The 17722-nt window shown below is 66.3% G+C and carries 15 protein-coding genes and 1 pseudogene; 11 read left to right on the top strand and 5 right to left on the bottom strand.

The features are described 5' to 3' along the window. Nucleotides 1–329: 329 nt before the first annotated feature. From Q1B16_RS21185 to Q1B16_RS21150, 8 genes and pseudogenes are all read left to right on the top strand, one after another. Nucleotides 330–785: pseudogene (locus Q1B16_RS21185) on the top strand (integrase core domain-containing protein); the annotation flags it as partial. A 276-nt stretch (nucleotides 786–1061) separates the two neighbouring features. Further along, the gene (locus Q1B16_RS21180) at nucleotides 1062–1754 is read left to right on the top strand and encodes a hypothetical protein (protein ID WP_299794089.1); all 693 of its coding nucleotides are present in this window, start codon (nucleotides 1062–1064) and stop codon (nucleotides 1752–1754) included. Between the two features lie 236 nt (nucleotides 1755–1990). After that, nucleotides 1991–2920, top strand: a complete 930-nt coding sequence (locus tag Q1B16_RS21175) for a LysR family transcriptional regulator (RefSeq protein WP_299794086.1) — start codon at nucleotides 1991–1993, stop codon at nucleotides 2918–2920. Between the two features lie 141 nt (nucleotides 2921–3061). Next, nucleotides 3062–3898 (top strand): DUF481 domain-containing protein, encoded by an 837-nt coding sequence (locus Q1B16_RS21170; protein WP_299794083.1) that lies wholly within the window; start codon nucleotides 3062–3064, stop codon nucleotides 3896–3898. Nucleotides 3899–4359: 461 nt separating this feature from the next. Further along, nucleotides 4360–4548, top strand: a complete 189-nt coding sequence (locus Q1B16_RS21165) for a PLDc N-terminal domain-containing protein (protein WP_299794081.1) — start codon at nucleotides 4360–4362, stop codon at nucleotides 4546–4548. A gap of 119 nt (nucleotides 4549–4667) precedes the next feature. Next, nucleotides 4668–5636: a hypothetical protein gene (locus tag Q1B16_RS21160; RefSeq protein ID WP_299794077.1), complete on the top strand. Its 969-nt coding sequence runs from the start codon at nucleotides 4668–4670 to the stop codon at nucleotides 5634–5636. Nucleotides 5637–5789: 153 nt separating this feature from the next. Beyond that, nucleotides 5790–6767 carry a hypothetical protein gene (locus tag Q1B16_RS21155; protein ID WP_299794074.1) on the top strand — a complete coding sequence of 326 codons (978 nt, stop codon included), beginning with the start codon at nucleotides 5790–5792 and terminating at the stop codon, nucleotides 6765–6767. Then, the gene (locus Q1B16_RS21150; protein ID WP_299794071.1) at nucleotides 6767–9049 is read left to right on the top strand and encodes a glycosyltransferase family 4 protein; all 2283 of its coding nucleotides are present in this window, start codon (nucleotides 6767–6769) and stop codon (nucleotides 9047–9049) included. Before Q1B16_RS21155 ends, Q1B16_RS21150 begins: the two co-directional genes overlap by 1 nt. A 43-nt stretch (nucleotides 9050–9092) precedes the next feature. Here the strand turns inward: Q1B16_RS21150 and Q1B16_RS21145 are convergent, their stop codons facing one another. Next, on the bottom strand, nucleotides 9093–9824 hold the full coding sequence (locus tag Q1B16_RS21145; protein ID WP_299794068.1) for a glycosyltransferase family 25 protein: 732 nt from the start codon (nucleotides 9822–9824) through the stop codon (nucleotides 9093–9095). Nucleotides 9825–9922: 98 nt separating this feature from the next. Here Q1B16_RS21145 and Q1B16_RS21140 point away from each other — a divergent pair, with 98 nt between their 5' ends. Together Q1B16_RS21140 and Q1B16_RS21135 are read left to right on the top strand one after the other, a co-directional pair. Then, the gene (locus Q1B16_RS21140; RefSeq protein WP_299794065.1) at nucleotides 9923–10942 is read left to right on the top strand and encodes a glycosyltransferase; all 1020 of its coding nucleotides are present in this window, start codon (nucleotides 9923–9925) and stop codon (nucleotides 10940–10942) included. 108 nt (nucleotides 10943–11050) lie between these two features. Continuing rightward, nucleotides 11051–11284 carry a hypothetical protein gene (locus tag Q1B16_RS21135; protein ID WP_299794062.1) on the top strand — a complete coding sequence of 78 codons (234 nt, stop codon included), beginning with the start codon at nucleotides 11051–11053 and terminating at the stop codon, nucleotides 11282–11284. A 66-nt stretch (nucleotides 11285–11350) separates the two neighbouring features. On the opposite strand, the gene Q1B16_RS21130 is transcribed toward Q1B16_RS21135, so the two are convergent. Further along, the gene (locus Q1B16_RS21130) at nucleotides 11351–12031 is read right to left on the bottom strand and encodes an ABC transporter ATP-binding protein (RefSeq protein WP_299794059.1); all 681 of its coding nucleotides are present in this window, start codon (nucleotides 12029–12031) and stop codon (nucleotides 11351–11353) included. After that, on the bottom strand, nucleotides 12028–13257 hold the full coding sequence (locus Q1B16_RS21125) for a capsule biosynthesis protein (protein WP_299794056.1): 1230 nt from the start codon (nucleotides 13255–13257) through the stop codon (nucleotides 12028–12030). Before Q1B16_RS21125 ends, Q1B16_RS21130 begins: the two co-directional genes overlap by 4 nt. A 47-nt stretch (nucleotides 13258–13304) precedes the next feature. Between Q1B16_RS21125 and Q1B16_RS21120 the strand changes: the two genes are divergently transcribed. Further along, nucleotides 13305–14084, top strand: a complete 780-nt coding sequence (locus Q1B16_RS21120; RefSeq protein WP_299794053.1) for an ABC transporter permease — start codon at nucleotides 13305–13307, stop codon at nucleotides 14082–14084. 80 nt (nucleotides 14085–14164) lie between these two features. Here Q1B16_RS21120 and Q1B16_RS21115 read toward each other — a convergent pair whose 3' ends face one another. Further along, the gene (locus tag Q1B16_RS21115; protein WP_299794050.1) at nucleotides 14165–16486 is read right to left on the bottom strand and encodes a glycosyltransferase; all 2322 of its coding nucleotides are present in this window, start codon (nucleotides 16484–16486) and stop codon (nucleotides 14165–14167) included. 148 nt (nucleotides 16487–16634) lie between these two features. After that, nucleotides 16635–17660 (bottom strand): ParB N-terminal domain-containing protein, encoded by a 1026-nt coding sequence (locus Q1B16_RS21110; RefSeq protein WP_299794048.1) that lies wholly within the window; start codon nucleotides 17658–17660, stop codon nucleotides 16635–16637. Between the last annotated feature and the right edge of the window lie 62 nt (nucleotides 17661–17722).

Genomic DNA, 17722 nt, shown 5'->3' with positions numbered 1-17722 from the left:
ATGTTTTCGAGGTCATGGTATCACCTTTTGGTTTCATGAGGTGATCCGGAAACTGCCGAGAGACGAGCCCGGTTCCCACGTTTGTTTTCAGGTGCTTAAGAAATATTCAGGGCGCTGAAAAAGAGGGCGCCGGTTCCCGCTCATCCACATGTGAGGACAGGCGAGACCCTAACGAATTGATTCAATGGCCGTTTCCGGAAGGTTCCGTCACGACACCCTCCTGCGGTTCCTGAATGCCCCGGGAGATCCCACCCGGCAGCCCGGCGGAAAAGCGCCGAATTCCAGGGGGGTCGGATGGACGAAGAGGTTGAGCGATGAGGGCGGACGACCGCCGGTTCCGCATCCTGTGTGTCATCGACGACTTCAGCCGGGAATGCCTGGCGACAGTCGTCGACACTTCGATCTCCGGCATCCGTGTCGCCCGGGAGTTGGACCGGATCGCCGAGATGCGCGGCTTCCCTTGCATGGTGGTCAGCGACAACGGCACCGAGCTGACGTCGAACGCCATGCCCCAATGGCAGGAAGACCGCCAGATCGAGTGGCACTGCATCGCGCCAGGCAAGCCGATGCAGAACGGCTTCGTGGAGAGCTTCAATGGTCGTCTGCGGGATGAATGCCTCAATGAGCACCTGTTCCCAAACCTGCGCCATGCCCGCCATTTGATCGCGGCATGGCGCGACGACTACAACCATCACCGACCGCACTCGAGCCTCGACGGACTCACCCCGCGGGAGTATCACCAACGGTCAAGAGAGAACCAAAACCCGAACAGAGCCAACTTATAAACGCGGACTCCAAGGGGAGCAGGTCAGACTCAGGAGAAATACGACAGGACTTCCGGCAAAAACATTTCTTTTGCACCTGTGTGAAAAACGGGCGTTTTGCCGGTGACAGAAACGATTGAGGTTTGGCACATCCTGCGGTGCGGAGAAGCTTCGGAAGGAGACCTTCCATGACAATACGCCACTCCGCCCGAAGAATACGAGAGTAGGCTTTTGGGGGACCCGTTGGTAAGTTCACCGAATTACAACTGAAATAGTTTCACGGGTAGGTGGTCCTGAATGCCGACGAAACCGCAAATATTTGTTCACCTGGTGGGGTATGCTGGCTCTGGAAAGACCACGTTGGGGCATGCTTTGGAGCGTAGCCACCCGAACCGGATACTCTTAGCCTCGCGCATCGAGCGAGGCAGCAATATCAAGCGCCTGCGCGTCCAGATTCGCGTCCTGCGTTACGTCCCTCGAATAATGGGCTTTGCCCTCATGTGCAGACCTTTGACCTTGCGAGCATACTTCAAGATTTTCAATACATTCTTGGACTATTACTTGCAGCGCACACGTTCAGCCGAGGTGCCTGTCCCCATCGTCGTTTTCGACGAGGGCATACCACACAGGCTTCGTGTGCTAAGGCGCATGCTGGGTGGCCGGTTTTCGTTCAACGACCTGCCTCGACGCAGCCAAGTTGCATTGGCCAGAGAAATTGACTGCATCATTATTGTGAAGCCGCCTGCGGATATCGTGCAAGAGCGGCTCACTATGCGGGGATCTCCGCCTCGTTACAGCTCCAAAACCTTCGATGCGCATTATGAAGAAAGCATCAAGAAGACACTAGGCGATGTTCGTGCGCTCGAAAGTGTCAATCCTGGGGTTTTCTCGATACTCACCGCTCCAACGGCAGATATCGACGAGGAGGCACAGCGGATCGCCGAGCAGTTACTGGTCGCGTCGGTAGCGTCGTCCGCAAAACGGACATAAATCCCTAGTCAAAACTTACGCGCCACAAACGGTCGTTTTTGCCACGAACCTACCGTCCACATAAAATCAACACTTTCGCCCTACCAAAACACCCCCCGCAAAACCCGTTTGGTTCTGGCAGAAATCTGACACTTCGCACCAAGCGGGTCAGTCAATCCGCAGATCAGGACTACGGTTCTCCGCGCAAAACGCATACCAAGGGCGCTTAACGGCATAAACCCTCATGGATACGCGGCATGGACATCACCCTCATCAAGACCTTTCTCGAAGTGGCCAATTCCGGGTCCTTCGTGGCCGCCAGCGACCGGCTCTATGTCACCCAATCGGCGGTCAGCCTGCGGATCCAGCGGCTCGAGGACAGTCTGGGCCATCCGCTCTTCGCCCGGTCCAAGGCGGGGGCGGTGCTGACCATCGAAGGCCGCCAGTTCGAACCCTATGCGCTCAGCCTGTTGAAGCTCTGGGAAGAGGCGCGCCAGCAGATCGCCATCCCCGAGGGCTACAGCCGCGCCATCTCCATCGGGGCGCAATATTCGCTCTGGCCCCGGCTGGGGTTCCGCTGGCTCGATGCGATGCAGGCCGGGATGCCCGGGCTGAGCGTGCATTGCGAGCTGGGCATGAGCGACCGCATCATGCGGTTTCTGGTCGAAGGCGTGATCCAGGCCGCCCTGCTCTATACGCCGCAGCTGCGCCCGGGGCTGATCGTCGAACCGGCGCTCGATGACGAACTGATCCTCGTGGCCTCCTGGCCGGGGGCGACGCTCGATCTGGGGCAAGCCTTCGTGTCGGTCGACTGGGGGCCGGAGTTCACCCATGCGTTGGCCATCGCGCTGCCGCACCTGACCGATTCCGGGCGCTCCATGGCGCTGGGGGCGCTGACCATGGACTATATCGTCAACCGCCGGGCCGCGGCGTTCCTGCCGGCCCGGGCGGTCAAGCGGTATCTCGATGCAGGACGTCTGCACATTGTGGCGGATGCGCCACGGTTTCCCTACCCGTCCTGGGTGATCTGGCGCGACGACATTTCCCCCGATCTGGCCGAGCTGGCGCGCCGCGCCCTGGCCGATGTGGTGCAAGCCACTGAAAAGGAACAGGCATCCGTCATCGACCGGATTGCCCCGATCGATCTGGGCGACGCTGTCCTGCATTCCGGAATTACAAATGAGTAATCCTCGTTTCATACACGATTAATTCGAATTACCCTCGTTTAAAGCGCGTCTTTATATCCCCTGACAGCAGAGATGCTCCTGATCACCCCGGCGCTTTGACCCGGGGGGCGGGTCCGCTTTTTTGGGGAAAGGAATAGACCCATGACCACTCTCTTGAAATCCGGCGTCGGGACCCTGGCACTGGTCGCCGCCCTCTCCGCGACCTCCGTTTCCGCGCAGTCCCTCGTCGGACGCGACTCCGTTGCCGCCGATCGCAACGAAGACCTGCTCGAAGCCATCGAAGACGATGCCGAGCGCGATCTGGACCGGTTCGGCAACGAAGGCCGTCCGCAAGGCTTTAACGGCTCCGTCGCGGTGCGCGGCATCGCTTCGACCGGCAACACCGACAGCCTCGACATCGGTATCGGCTCGGACCTGAACTATGTCTGGGGCCCGAACGGGATCGAGCTTCAGCTGAACTATGTCTACGGCGAAGATGAAGGCGAAAAGACCGAGGAAAGCCTGTTCTACGACCTGGAATACACCCGTGATTTCACCCCGGTCGTCTTCGGCTTCGCCAAGGTGCAGGGATCGGTCGACGAATTCTCGGATTACGAAACCGACACCTTCCTGAGCCTCGGTGCGGGTTACCGCATCTACAACACCGAGACCCTTCAGTGGTCGGTCCAGGGTGGTCCCGGCTACCGCTTCGCCGAGATCAACGACGTGACCCGCGGCGATATCGACGAAGGCGCCTTCGGCATCAGCTCGGACTATGCGCACAAGCTCACGGACACCGTGTTCCTGACCAACGACACCGATGTGATCTGGTCGGACTCCGACACCGTGGTCTTCAACGACCTGGCGCTGAACGTGTCGATGACCAACAGTCTGGCCCTGCGCACGAGCATCCTGACCGAGTACCACTCGGAAGTGGCCCGTGGCGTCGATCACTATGACAACACCTACGGCGTCTCACTGGTCTACTCGTTCAACTGATCGACCGACCAACGACCCTCATGTGAACTCGGGGCGGAGCAATCCGCCCCTTTTTTGTCGTCCAATTTTGTCGTCCGGCGCGCGTGTCCCTCCGATGGGCCCCCGATGGGAGTGTCTCGCGACTTCGACCGCTCCGACCGCAGCGGCTCCGGCGACAGCACGGCATTGTGCTCGGGGCAATCGAGAATGGCGTAGATGCGCGACATGATCCGCCAGTCCAGGGACATGGGAGCCTTGCGCAACTATAGGGCCACCGAGGCCAGGATCACCCCATTTTTCCCAGTCCAAGGCAGGGTTTTCCGGGCTGCCGGGGATCGGCAGAGCTCAGGCAGGACAGGCGGATTTCCCCGCGCCGCATCAGGACCGCCAATCCCCGCCGGGAACAATACGCCACCATAAAGGGTTTCCCTGCCAGACAGAGGGAAGTTCCCTCCCGGACAGACAGGAAAGGCGACACTGATATGGAATATGGAATTCTCGGCCTCATCGTCCTTATTGCGGACATCTACGCATTGGTCAAAACATGGCAGAGCGCGGCCTCCACGGGCGCCAAGCTGCTCTGGACCCTTCTGATCCTCGTGCTGCCCGTTCTGGGCTTCATCATCTGGCTCATCGCCGGACCCAAGGGCACAGGCCGCGTCAACGCCTGACGCGACCCCACAGGATCACCGATCGACACCACAGGCCGGGCCGCAACGCCCGGCCTGTTTCGTGGTCTCCCCCGATCCGGCGAAGTGCAGGGCGCGCGCGCGCGGTTTAGGCTGACCGCATGACCGCGCGATTCCTGCTGCATATCGGCGCCAACAAGACCGGCACCTCCTCGATCCAGCGGATGCTGGCCCTCAACGCGGACGCGCTGTCCCGTGCGGGCTGGTCCTATCCCGATTTCCACCTGAGCCATTGCGCCCATCACAAGCTGGCCTATGCGCTGGCGGGGCATCCATCGCGCGGGTTGGAACCGGGTTGGCGCGGGGCCTTCGCGCAGGTCACGGCAGATCCGGCAAAACGCTACGTGATCTCGTCGGAACTGTTCTTCCGCAACGTCCCGCCACAGGCCGCCGCCACGCTCTTTCCGCCGGGCGAGACCCGCATCGTGCTCTATCTGCGCGAACATCTGTCCTATCTGGCCAGCTGGTATGCGCAGGCGGTGCAGGAACGAAATCTGACGGCGAGCTTCGACGATTACATCCGCCTCTTCCCGCAGGCTTTTGAGACCTTCCTCAAACGCTGGGAGGCGGTCTACGGCGCGGACAGGATCACCCTGCGCCCCTTCCGCCGCGACGCCTTTCCCGGTGGCGACATCCGCGCCGATGTCCTGGCGCAGATGGGCGGCGTCGACGGCATCACGATGCCCGCCGCCGACAGCAACCTGACGATCTCGGGCAACTTGCTCTTCTTCAAGCGGATGCTGAACCACGTGATGAGCTATGAGGAGGCACATGCCCACCCTATCCCGGACGAATTCGGCGCCTACGCCGAACTGACCGAGAGCTTTCGCGGCCGGTTCGAAACCGGCCCGGACACCGCCGCGCTGGTCTCGCATCTCTTCGCCCGCGACCGCGCCGCGCTGGCCGACCGCGGTCTCGACCTCGGCCCGGTGCCCGACCGCGTGGCGGGCCAGCCCTGCCCCGACCTCGACACGCTGCAATCCGACATCGACCTGATCGCCCGGGTGGCCCATGAGACCGGCAAGGCGTTTCTGCCCTATGCACGCCGCCTGCCGGTCTGGCCAGGCTAGGGTTTCTTTGGGCTCCAAATACCTCGGGGGAGGCCGCAGGCCGGGGGCAGAGCCCCCAATACCGCGCCCCACGAAACCCGCCTTTCCGTAACGCTTCGTTAACCTTGCTGACCCAAACATGAGCGCGACACATCCCGTCCCGGACCTTGCCCCATGCTCATCCACCTTCCCGATCCCGGCAGCCAAAGCCTCTCTCTCAGGGGGCGGCTTCTGGGCCAGTCCCTGCGCGCGCATTTCGCCCGGCGCGGCGAGACCCTTGTCGCCCCCGTGCCGCGCCAGATCGGGGCGCGGGCGGTGCAGGACACCATGACGCTCGCCGCCCTGCCGCCCAGGCCCCATGCGCGCCCCACCCTGTCGCTGGGGCTCGGCCTGCCGGAGGCGTTGCGCCACGGCCCCGCCACGCTGCTGCTGACACAGCCGCTTTCGGCGGAGTTGGAGACATTCGGCGGCCCCGGCGCCTGGGAGGCGGCGGGGACCCTGCCGCTGGTGCTTCAGGGCTACAGCCGCGCCATCCTGACCGACCGGGCCGATGTCGCGGGCTCCGTCGGGTTCGCGCCGTGGATTCCGCTGGCATTGGCCGACCGCGTGCCGGTGCAGGTGGCGCTGCCCGACGCCTCCGCCCCGGCGGCACCGCGGATCCTGCTGTTCGATCACGGCGCGCCTGCGGGACAGGCCGACGTGCTGCGCCGCGCGCTCGGCGATCTCGACGCAGCCCTGCGCTGCGTCACCCATGACAGCGACCACGCCACGATGGGCGCGGGGCTGGTGGCCGATCTGCACCTGCATCTGGGCTTCGGCCCCGACCGACCCGTGGCGGGGCTCTCGCCCTTCGACAGCCTGCTGTCGGGGGCCTATACGCTGGTCCTGCCCGCGCCGGGGTACGGGGCGGGCAAGGACCTGCGCGCGCTCTGTGCCGCGCGCTCCTACGGCGATCTGGCGCCCAGCCTGTCAGAGCTCGAGGCGCGCGCCCGCGGCTTTCTCGACCGGCTCACCGCGATCCGCGCCACCGGAGAGGCGCAGAACCCCGAGCTTGCCCGTTTTGCCGCGCTGAACGCCGCCGCCCGCGCCGAGGGGTTCAAACGCTTCGACGCGGTGTTCGATGCGCCGTTGCCCATGGACGAGGCCGCCTGATGCGCCTCGCCTGGATCTGCCCCGTTTCGTCGCGCACCGGCGTGGGCGCCTACGCGCAATCGGTGCTGCGGGCGCTCACCCGCCGCAAGGGCCTCGAAGTGACGGTGCTACATCCGCCCTGCCCGCCCGGGGACTGGCTCGAGATGCCCTGCCCCACCCTGCCGCTCTCGGAGGCGTTGGTGCACTCGGACCTGCCCCAGCTTTTCGACCTGATGCTCTACCACCTGGGCAACAACGACCCCCATCACGGGCTGATCCTGCGCGCGCTGATGGCCCATCCCGGCCCGGTGGTGCTGCACGACCATGTCTACCAGCACATGCTGGCCGGGCTGCACCATGACGGCACCGCCCCGGCACCGGGCTTCGGCGCGCTGATCCATGCGGTGTCGGGGGCCTCGGGCTTTGACTACCTCGCCGCCAGCGGCACCCTGCGGGGATCGGGATCGGTGTCCTACGTGCCTTGGGAAAGCAGCTGGGCTGCGCAGGTGCCGCTGTCCGACGTGCTGGCGCGGCTCGGCACCGGGGTGGTGACCCATTCCGATTTCGCCGCGCGGGCCTTGGGCGACAGCTACCCGGGATCGCACACGACGCTCTTCATGCCGCGCCCCGACGTGCCGGTCGATCCGCCCGACCGCACCCCCGGCCCCGGCGCACGGCTGCGGCTGGCCGCCACCGGCCATATCGGCCCGACCAAGGGGCTGGAGCTGCTGGTGGACGCGCTGGCAGGGGCGCCGGATCTCGCCGCGCGCTACCATGTCACCATCGCGGGCCATGCGGGTGATGCGCCCTACATGCAGATGCTCACCGCGCGGATCAAAGCACAGGGCCTGACCGAAAGCGTGCGCCTCCTGCCCGACCCCGATGCGGCGGGGTTCGCGGCGGTGATGCGCGAGGCCGATCTCTTTCTCAACATCCGCCGCCCCAACACCGAAGGCGCGTCGCTGTCGCTGGCCGAGCAACTGGCCAGCGGGCGACCGGTGATCGTGCAGCACTCCGGCTGCTTCGCCGAGATGCCCGCCAAATGCGGCTGGCACCTGCCCGCCGGTGCCGGGGTCGAGGCATTGACCGAGACGCTGTCCGCCATCGCCCGCGACCCGGCCCAGATCGGCAAGCGGGGTGCGGCGGCGGCACGTTACATGGGTCCGCGCAACGCCACCCGCTATGCCGAGGAACTGGCCAGCTTCCTCTACGCCGGGCAGACCCGCATGGCCCGCCGCGCGCGGCTTGCCACCACCCGCAGCACCGCGCCCGAGCGGCAGGATGCCGACTGGCACGCCACCTATGCCCAGGTGCGCGGCGTGATGTCGGGCGTGATGGCCGGGCGCGGGCTGCTGCCGCCGGATCTCTGGTCCTACCCGGACCGCGATGTCGGGCGATATGTGTCTCTGAATCTGCTCAACACGGCTGTATCCGACCCGGCCAGACTGGGCCGGGCGCTGGTGCAGGGCGGCGCGCTTGCGGCCACCACGCGGCTGGGTCTGTTGCGGCAATTGCTGGCACGGGCCTGTGGCACGCCGGGGGATACCGGGCTGCACCTGTCGGATCTCGCCCTGCCGATCCGCGACCCGGCGCTCTGGACGGTGATTCTGTGCCTGCCGCCGGGCATCGCCCTGCCGATGGGCCTGCACGCCCTGGGCCAGCGCACCGGTCCCGACGGCCAGACGCGTCTGACCGAACTGGCCGCGCGGAACGGCGTTGGCCAGACCCTGATGACCTATCTCGACGGGCGCGGCGATCCGCTGCTCGACCACCCCGACATGGCCCCGGTGCGCAGGCTGCTGCAAGGGCCGGATGTCACCGCCCTGTCCCCGCTTGAGGCCGATGCCGACCTGGTGCGCCTCGCCCTGACTCCCGACACCGGCGCGCTGCGTCTCGACGGCTTCCACCCGCCCGAAGAGACCGGCATCTGGACCGCCCGGCCAGAGGCCAGCCTCCGCGCCCTGCCCGACCCGGATCATCCCGTGACCCTGCTCGCGGGCACCGCCGCCCTGCTCGAGGCCGCTTTGGCACACGCGGCCCAAACCCTCACCGTCACCGCCACCGAGGAAAGCACCGGGCGTCACGCCACCTGGTCCGACACCCGCGCCCAGGGCGGCGATCCGGTGATGGACTGGACGCTGCCCCTGCCCCGGTTCAGCGGACCGCTGCGCATCGACCTGACCCTGCCCGCCTGTCACAGCCCGCGCGACCTGGGCGCCTCGGCCGATCCCCGCCCGCTGGGCCTGATGCTGCACAGCCTGCGGCTCGAAAGCACCCCGGCCCGGCTGGAAGCCGCCGAATAGGTGCCAGGCTGCCGTAGGCTGCGTGCGCGCACGCGCCGTCCCGTCAGGCCAGCTTGTGCGCCAGGCGCTTGGTCATCCAGCGCCGCCAGTAGGATTTGTACAGCAACCGCCGCAGGCTCTTGCGCCGCTTGTGCTTGTGCTTGCGCCGCCCGGCCTCGAGGCTCGATGCGCAGCCCGCCCGTCCGCGCTGGGTGATCACCCGCGGATCGCAGGCATAGCTGTCGAATTGCAGGATCGCGTCGGGCCAGTCCGAGGGCTGCACCACCGGCCCGTTGCGAAACGCCAGATGCGCCGCCACCTCGCGCGAGACCATGTAGCCGGTGGCCAGGAAGGGCGGCAGCGCCACCCGGTAGGCCCGCACGCCGCCGGGCAGGATCAGCCGGTCGCGCACCCGCACATAGGTGTTTTTGTGATCGAAAAGCAGCAGCCCGCAGGGCGGATCGGCCAGCGCGGAGACCAGATCGAAAAACGCCGGACCCGGATCGGCGTCATCCTCGAGCACGATGGCCGACGGCGCGTCACCCTCCGCGATGCGTTCGTAGATCTGGCGATGCGACAACGCGCAGGCGAACTCCCCGTCCGACATCGGCCGCCCCATGCGCGCCTCGGCGCCGTGCCGGTCGACCCGGTGCTCATGCGCCTCGGGCAGCGTCTCGCGCCCGTCGATGCCCCAGAACACCTCGTAGGCCAGCCCACGCGCCTCGAGCGCTTCGGCCAACGGTCCGAACCTTTGCGCGCCTTCGAGGCTGAGAATATAGATCGGAGGAAACTCCATCAGGCGGGGACCTTTATCGACGTCGCTGGCACAAGAGGTCCCCGACGGGGCCCGAACGCGACCCTAATGCGTATGGCGAAGTGCCTCAAGCGGTCCCGGTGGACACCCGCCACCCGGCAGGCGGATTGGCGGCAAAACCACGCCGCTTCCGAAAATTCGACCGGGATCACCCCAAGGATCAACTTGTGGTTGTGATGCATCCCGGCCCGCGCCATGATCTCCGCATGGATCCGCTGCCGCATATCACCGTTCTCATGGGCACCCGCAACGGCGCCGCGCATCTGCACCAGCAGCTGGCCAGCCTCGCGGCGCAGGACCACCTGCGCTGGTCGCTCTGGATCAGCGATGATGGCTCCACCGACGCCACCTGGTCCCATATCCGCGCCTTCGCCGAGGATCAGCCGAACCCGGTCGTCCTGCTGCGCGGCCCGAAACGGGGCATGAGCGCGAATTACCTCGGCCTGCTCTGTCACCCCGACCTGCCCCCCGGCCCGGTCGCCTTTGCCGATCAGGACGATCTGTGGCTGCCGCACCACCTGACACGCGGCCTGACCGCACTGACCCGGTCCCCCGCCCCGCCCGGCGGGCGGATCTATTCCGCACATCGCCTGGTGCTGAAGGGTGGGCAGGTGCCGCGCGCCCTGTGCTGGCGCGGCGGCGGCGATCCGGGGTTTCGCAATGCGATGGTAGAGTGCCGGACCCCGGGCAGCGGGCTGATCCTCGATGCGGGCGCAGTGGCGCTTGCCCGCCGCGTGGGGGTGGTGGATGTGCCCTTCTGGGACTGGTGGCTGACCCTGCTCTTCACCGGGGCGGCCACAGAGGTGGTGCAGGATGCGCGTCCCGGCCTGCTCTACCGCGCCCATACCGGGAATTGCCTTGGCCCCCGCACCGGCCTTGCCGCCGCGCTCTGGCGTTTGAACCGGCTGCGCGATGGCAGCTATCGTGACTGGGTGTGCCAGAATCTGGCAATGTTAGAGCCACATATGGCGCAATTGACACCGCCTAACCAAGACATTCTGCGCCAGGCCCTGTCGCTCGATCCCGGCGCCCGCCTGCGCCGCCTCAGCGCCCATCGTCACTGGCTGCGCGACCGCGTGGCGCTCTGGCTCGCGGCCTAGAAACACCCCCTTAAAAAGACAAACTCGGGTCATACACGCGCCAGAATATCTGTGCTTCGTACGTCTATCGTGTCCAGCAACCTAACGATGCCTATGAAGGGAATTTCTGTGAAAAAATTCGTTCTCGCAATCGTTGCCCTACCAATGATCTACGGTAGCTGGCAAATGACTGATTGCTACATCAGGGCAATGGCGTATCAAACCATGTTCTGTCCAGGCAATCCTTTGCATGAAGTGTTCATTAACATACAGCCAACCGACCCCATTGAGCGCGAGGCGCATCGCGAAGCTCTCAAATCTGATATCTTACAATATCGGCTCACGAGTTTGGGTCTTCTTTGAAGTGATATACCCCCACTTTTTAGAGGTCTACTCCTCTGAAAATTTCGCTTCACTCAAGAAGGACATTCAATTTTTTAGAGTTCTACGTAGTACGCCATCTTTCACCAGCGCCCCCGCCTGGTAAACCGCGATCGCCTCCTCGAGATCGTCGAACATCCGCAGCCGACCATCCTCAAGCACCGCGCCCGCCGTGCACAGCCCCCGCAACTGCGCGGGCGCATGGCTGACCACGATGGCCCCCGCCTGCCCCAGCCGCGCCCTGAGCAGATCGGCGGTTTCGCGGCGAAACGCGGCATCGCCCACTGCCGTGACCTCGTCCACCAGATACATATCGAAGGGGATGCCCATCGATAGCGCAAATCCCAGCCGCGCGCGCATCCCCGAGGAATAGCGCCGCACCGGCTGGCGCATCGCGTCGCCCAGCCCCGAGACATCGCGCACGAAGGACAAGAGCGCACTGCTGTCCACGCCGTACACCCGTGCCACGAAGCGGGTGTTCTGCGCCCCGGTCAGATCGGGATGAAACGCGCCCGCAAACCCCACGGGCCAGGACACCCGGCCCTGCCGCTCCACCCGTCCGGCATCGGGGCGCAGCGTGCCCGCGATCATCGCCAGAAGCGACGACTTGCCCGCCCCGTTGCGCCCCAAAAGCGCGGTCGCGCGGCCTGCGGGAAAGCGCGCGCTGACCCCCTGCGCCACCAAAGCTCCGCCGGGAAAGCGTTTCCACAGGTCATGCAGCACGATCATCCGCGCCGGTCCCGCGCCGCGTAGACCGACAGCACCGCCAAGCCCCAAAACAAGAGCGCAAACCCCGTGACCATCGCCAACAGGCGCGCACGCCTCGGATATTCGGCGGTTTCCGGCAGGGTCGGCTTCTGCCAGGCGGCCAGATAGCGGCTCTGCCGCCGCGCCTCGGCTTGCGCCATGTCATAAGCGGTGCGCGCCGCCGCATAGGCGCGTTCGGCGAAATCCCGATCCGCCATCAGCGCCTCGTACTGGCCCACCACGCTGGCAAAGGCCCCGTCCGCGCCCTCGAGACCCAGCTTGGCCTGCTCCGCCGCAATGCGGTCCTCGATCACCGCCACCCGGCGCGCGCCCTGCGCCAGACGCGGATCGTCGTCCCGCGTCGCCTCGCGCAAGAGATCCAGCGCGATCAGCGCCTCGGCCAATTGCGCCTGCAAATTGCCCAGAAGCCCCGCCCGGGTCTGCAAATCCACCGCCGGATCGACCAGCTGGTGCTGGTTGCGGAACGCCGTCACCTGGGCGCGGGCCAGCCGGAGGCGACCCTCTGCCGCCTCGAGATCGGCCGCCGCGTCGCGGATCGCGTCGGCGCGCGCCACGTCGCTCAACTCGTTGATGAGGGCCGTGGCTCGGGCCACGATCGCGACCGTGATGGCCTGCGCATCGGCAGGCGCGAACCCCGTCACGCGCAGCGCGATCAACCCGGCGCGGCTGTCGTAAGACACCTGCACCCGCCGCCCCCAGTAACGGTGCAGCTCTTCCAGAGAACCGCCCGCGTGAAAGGCAAAAACGGGGTCTGTTTCGCCGCGAAACGGCTCTGCTCCCGGTTTCGACCACAGCACCGAAAGCCCCAGATCGGCCTCGAGTTCCGCCACAAGGCGGCGCGAATGGAGGTATTCGTACAGAATATCGGTATCGCGCGTGCTGCTCCCCGACAGCCCGGCCAGACCGCCCAGCATCTCGACCGCCGCACCGGCCTCTTCCCTGCGCACGGCAAACCCCGCCTCGGAGGCGTATTGATCGGCGGCGCGTGTCCAGAGATAGCCCGCGCTCAGCAGCACCGGCAGCAGCACGCACAGCCCGAAGGACAGCGCCAGCGCCACGTGCCGACGCGCCCAGCGGGCCCGCGGCGCGGGCTGGCGTGGACCGAGCGGCGTCACCGTCAGCCCCGGATCGGCGGTGCCGTGAAAGGGTAGAACGGGATCGCGGGGGATTGATTTAAGGCGAGTCATGATGTAGATTTTCTATCTATGCGCGAATTTCGCAGCGAAACACAGCCATGAGCCTCGCGGCCCGTCCCAGCCTCTGGCGGGCGGTGGCGGCGCTCATGCTGCGGGAAATGTCCACCACTCACGGTCGCGTGCCCGGAGGTTACCTCTGGGCCGTGGCCGAACCGCTGGCGGGGATCGCGCTTTTGTCGGCGATCTTCGCCATCGGGTTTCACGCCCCGGCGCTGGGGGTCAGCTTTCCGCTCTTCTATGCCACCGGGCTGCTGCCCTTCCTCGCCTTCTCGGACATCACCGGCAAACTGGCGCAGGCGCTGAACTTCTCGCGCCCGCTCTTCGCCTATCCGGCGGTGAGCGTGGCCGACGCGCTGCTGGCAAGGTTCCTCTTGGCGGTGCTGACCCAGATCGCGGTGGCGAGCCTGCTTCTGGGCGGCATCCTGTTTCTCAGCGAAACACACGCGGTGCCGGACATGGCGATCCTGGCGCAGGCGGCGGGGCTTCTGGCGGTGCTGGCGGGTGGCATCGGCGCGATGAACTGCCTGCTGATCGGGCTGCTGCCGCTCTGGCAGCGGGTCTGGTCCATCGCCATGCGGCCGATGTTCCTGATCTCGGGGGTGTTCTTCACCTTCGAAAGCGTCCCCCTGCCCTGGCGCGACATCCTGTGGTGGAACCCGCTGATCCACATCGTCGGGCTGGTGCGGCGCGGGCTGTATTCCGGCTATGACGCCGCCTATGTCAGCCCCGCCTACCTGCTGGCGCTGGGTCTGGGCGTTGCGCTGCTGGCGGGGATCGGGCTGATGCGCTGGCACCGGGACATCCTCAGCGACCTCTGACAGATAGGTCCGAAACGGACCCAATGTTTCGCGCGCGAAACAATAGGTCCGAAACGGACCTATTTCAGGCCATCCGCCCATCACGCGCGAACCTTGCGGAAAGGCCGGTTTCGCAGCGAAACAGAGACGGGTTTCTCCTGTACCACGGGCCATCCCGGCAGCGCCCGCAAGCTGCGCAGCAGCGCCTCCACATCGGGCGGATGCCCGTTGCGCAGCGCAACCACATGGCCATGCGCCGCATGACGCAGCGCCTCGCCCTGCCCGCCCAGATCGAACCCGACCGAGGGCAGACCGGTGGCCAGCGATTCCTGGGTGACATAGGAAAAGGTCTCGGGCCAAAGCGACGGGATCAGCCAGCACCCGATACCGTGCCGCGCCACCAGATGCGGCAGATCGTCGAGCCGGTAGCCCCCGACCACCCGCACCGACCGGGGCAAGGGACAATCGGGCGCCACCTCACCCAGCACCACCAGACGCGCCTCACCCGTTCCGGCAAAGACCCGCGCCAGATCGGCCACCACAGACGCGCCTTTCTGCGCATTGAGGTTGCCCGGCACGCCGATCACCATCCGCCCCGAAGGTGCGGGCGACAGGCGCGGCACCGCCCCCAGCGGCCCGTGCCGACGCAGGCGGATCTTGTGGGCAAGATCGGGATGGGCCGCAGCCACGATGGCGCGGGACGCGTCGGAAAACACCGTCAGGTGATCCGCCCGGTCCAGCGCGGGCCGCCAGAGCGCTTGCCAGTCCGGGTCGGGTTCGCTGCGAAACGTGTAATCGGGGTTGAGCGGAAAATAGTCGTGGAACAGGATCTCAAGCCCCTGCCCCCCTGCACAGAGATCGAGCAGGCGGAACGGGATCTCCTCGGGGGCCGGATCCCCCACGGCGCAGGCATAGGTGATCTGACGCGGCCCGGCGGCGCGCAACAGGTCCAGCACATCGGCAAAGCGGTCCGTGGCACCCCGCGTCACCCCGGCCGGACTGTGCAACTCCAACTCCCAGCGCAGCGGTCCGCCGACGCGCAGCACCGCCGCAACCTCGTGACCGGCCAGCCGCTGGTCCAGCCAACGCGCCGTGCCACCGCCCAGGGAATGGGCGAGATAGACGGGCAGGGGTGCATCCGCAAGGCGCAGACCGGCCCAGATCAGACCGGCGCGCAGACGGTCGCCCGCCAGCGGATCCTGCGCCTTGGCCTGCGCCACCTCCGCATCGAAGCGCGGCCAACGGCGCCGCAGCAGGGGCGCGCTGCGGTGGCGCAGAATGCGTCTCTGTTCAAGCCCGAAACTGGCCGCACCGACATGGCCGACGAATAGCCCGGTCTGGCAGACATGCCGCCCACCCAGCGCGCGGGTGCGCTGGCACCAATCCACCTCTTCGCCGTAGCCGCGACCGAACCCTTCGTCCAGTCGCGGCACCTCGGCCAGCCAATGCGGGCTGAGCGCCATGCAGAAGCCCGACCCGGTGGGCAGTTTGGCCAGATCCGTGTGGCGGGCATAGGGGGCAAGGGCGGCGTCCACCGCATCCACTTCGGTGTTTCGCAGCGCAACACCGGCACAGGCATGGGGCGCGCCCATCAACTCGCCCTCGTTCGACAACGGTGTGACGCTGGCGATAGAACCATCGGCCAAGAGCGGCGCGATCAGGCGCGACGCCCAGCCCTTCGGCAGGGTGACATCGGAATTGAGCAGCACCACGGGCGTGCGGATCGGGCCACAGGCGTCCAGCGCGGCATTGACCGCGGCTGCGAACCCCTTGGGGTGATCATGGCAGATCAGCGTTGCCTGCGGATGCTCCGCAACCCAATCGCGCAGCATCGGGCTCAGGGCAGGATCGGTGGAGCCATCCTCGACGATCACCAGCCGCCAGGGCAGGTCGGTCATGGTGGCGATGCGGTCAAGGCAGCGGGCGACGTGATCGGCCGCGTTGTGCGCGGGAAGGACGATGGTGATGCCCGTGGCGATCCGATGGAACGCCGCGTTCGGGGCCGACAGGTGCAAGGGTGGGGCAGGGGCCTCGTGCGCCAGCCCCAGGATCCGCGCCGCCCGCGCCCGGATCTGCGGATCGTGGCGGCGCGGCAAGAGTGGCAAGACCCGTATCAGGCGACGGGCGAGACCCGGCCAGAGCGCGGCATGTCCCGCCGCACGCCGCAGCCACGACAGGGCCGGGAGAGTGACCGCGTCGGACGCCGTGTTTCGCAACGAAACGTGGACATTTACACCGGGCAGATAGGGCAGGGACGGGTGCTTGCCGGTGGCGCGGGCGCCGCCATGCTCGAGCAGGACGTCGTCTGCGTCGACGCAGACGCGCCCCTGCCGCAGCGAGACCGAGATGGGGGTCGCCGCGAAGGACAGGCACAGGTGGCGCGCGGCATAGCGGCGGTAGAGATGCGCAAGGCGCGGGAGCATGGGCAGGGCTTTCCGGCAATCAAGGTGCCAGGCATCCTGCCGCAGGGATGGTTAACGGGGGCTTAATCCGGGGGAATCCGTTGGTTCGGGAATTAGGTCCGAAACGGACCCATTGTTTCGCGCGCGAAACATTAGGGCCGAAGCGGACCTATTTTTCCACCCGATCCGACGCCGCCTTGAGCAGCATCAGAAGGTCGGATTCCATGCGCTTCGGCCAGGCCGCACCGAGGATCGACAGCGTGCCATCCCCGTGCCGCCGCAGGGTAAACGCGCCCACGGTTTCGTCGCGAAACGCAGGTTTGGCGCTGTCCTTTTCAGTCTCTGAACCGCCCTTCGGAGACTTGTTCCTGTCCCCAAGGGCTTTGATGAGCAGGGCGGTTTCCGCCTCGGGCGTCTGACTGTCCGCTGCGGCCAGACGGGCTTGAAGCGCATCGGCAAAGCCGGGATCGTCCGTCAGCGCCTGTGCAAGGCCCAGACCCAGCCGCTCGCTGAGCGCATGGGGAAAGCGCAAATACCCGTCGAGCGCGCGTACCACGGGAAGAAAGCTGCCGATCTTGGACCGCTTGGCGCGGGAAGCGGCGCGGAAAAGTTCCTGAAGGGCCGTGCGTTCCGTCGCGAACACGCCTTCCTCCACCGCCTTGGCGACGATGCGGGCGCGTTCGAAATAGCTCAGATCGACGCGGATCTCGTTCTCCTCGACCATCGCGAGATAGGCATCCGACGCCTCTTCGGGGCGGCGCAGCAGGGCCAGCACGGTGGGGGCGGCGTCCTGCGTCTCCTGGGCCAGGATCGACAGCGCCTTGCAGCGCCGCCAGCCCGAGATGAGGCCGTAGCGCCCCTCGCCCAACTGCATCACCTCGATCGGTGTCTGCTGGCCCCGGTTTCGCAGCGACGCGACCAGCGTCTGCATCGCGTCCTCCTCGACCACGACGCGGTCGCGCACAAGGTGGTCGAGCACGATCTGGTCGAGCGGCAGTTGCACCACCATCCGCCCCTCGTCGCGGGCGCGGGCCATCGTGTCGGTGAGTTCATTGAGCGCCGCCGAGGCGGAGGCGTCGCGCGCCACATCGGCGATGGGGGCGGCGCGCGGCGCGCTGAACATCGACTTGGTTTCCGGCGCGGGCGCGTCGAGATAGGACGGGTTTGCGGGTGTCAGGCGTTTACGTTTGGCCATCGAGACCTCCTTTTTTCCGGGGGGAGGTTTGGCGCCTCTGGTTAAGCCTTGGTGCATGTGGC

This window comes from uncultured Marivita sp. (assembly GCF_947488135.1).
Taxonomy (GTDB): Bacteria; Pseudomonadota; Alphaproteobacteria; order Rhodobacterales; family Rhodobacteraceae; genus Marivita.
This window is presented reverse-complemented; position numbering and strand designations above follow the sequence as displayed.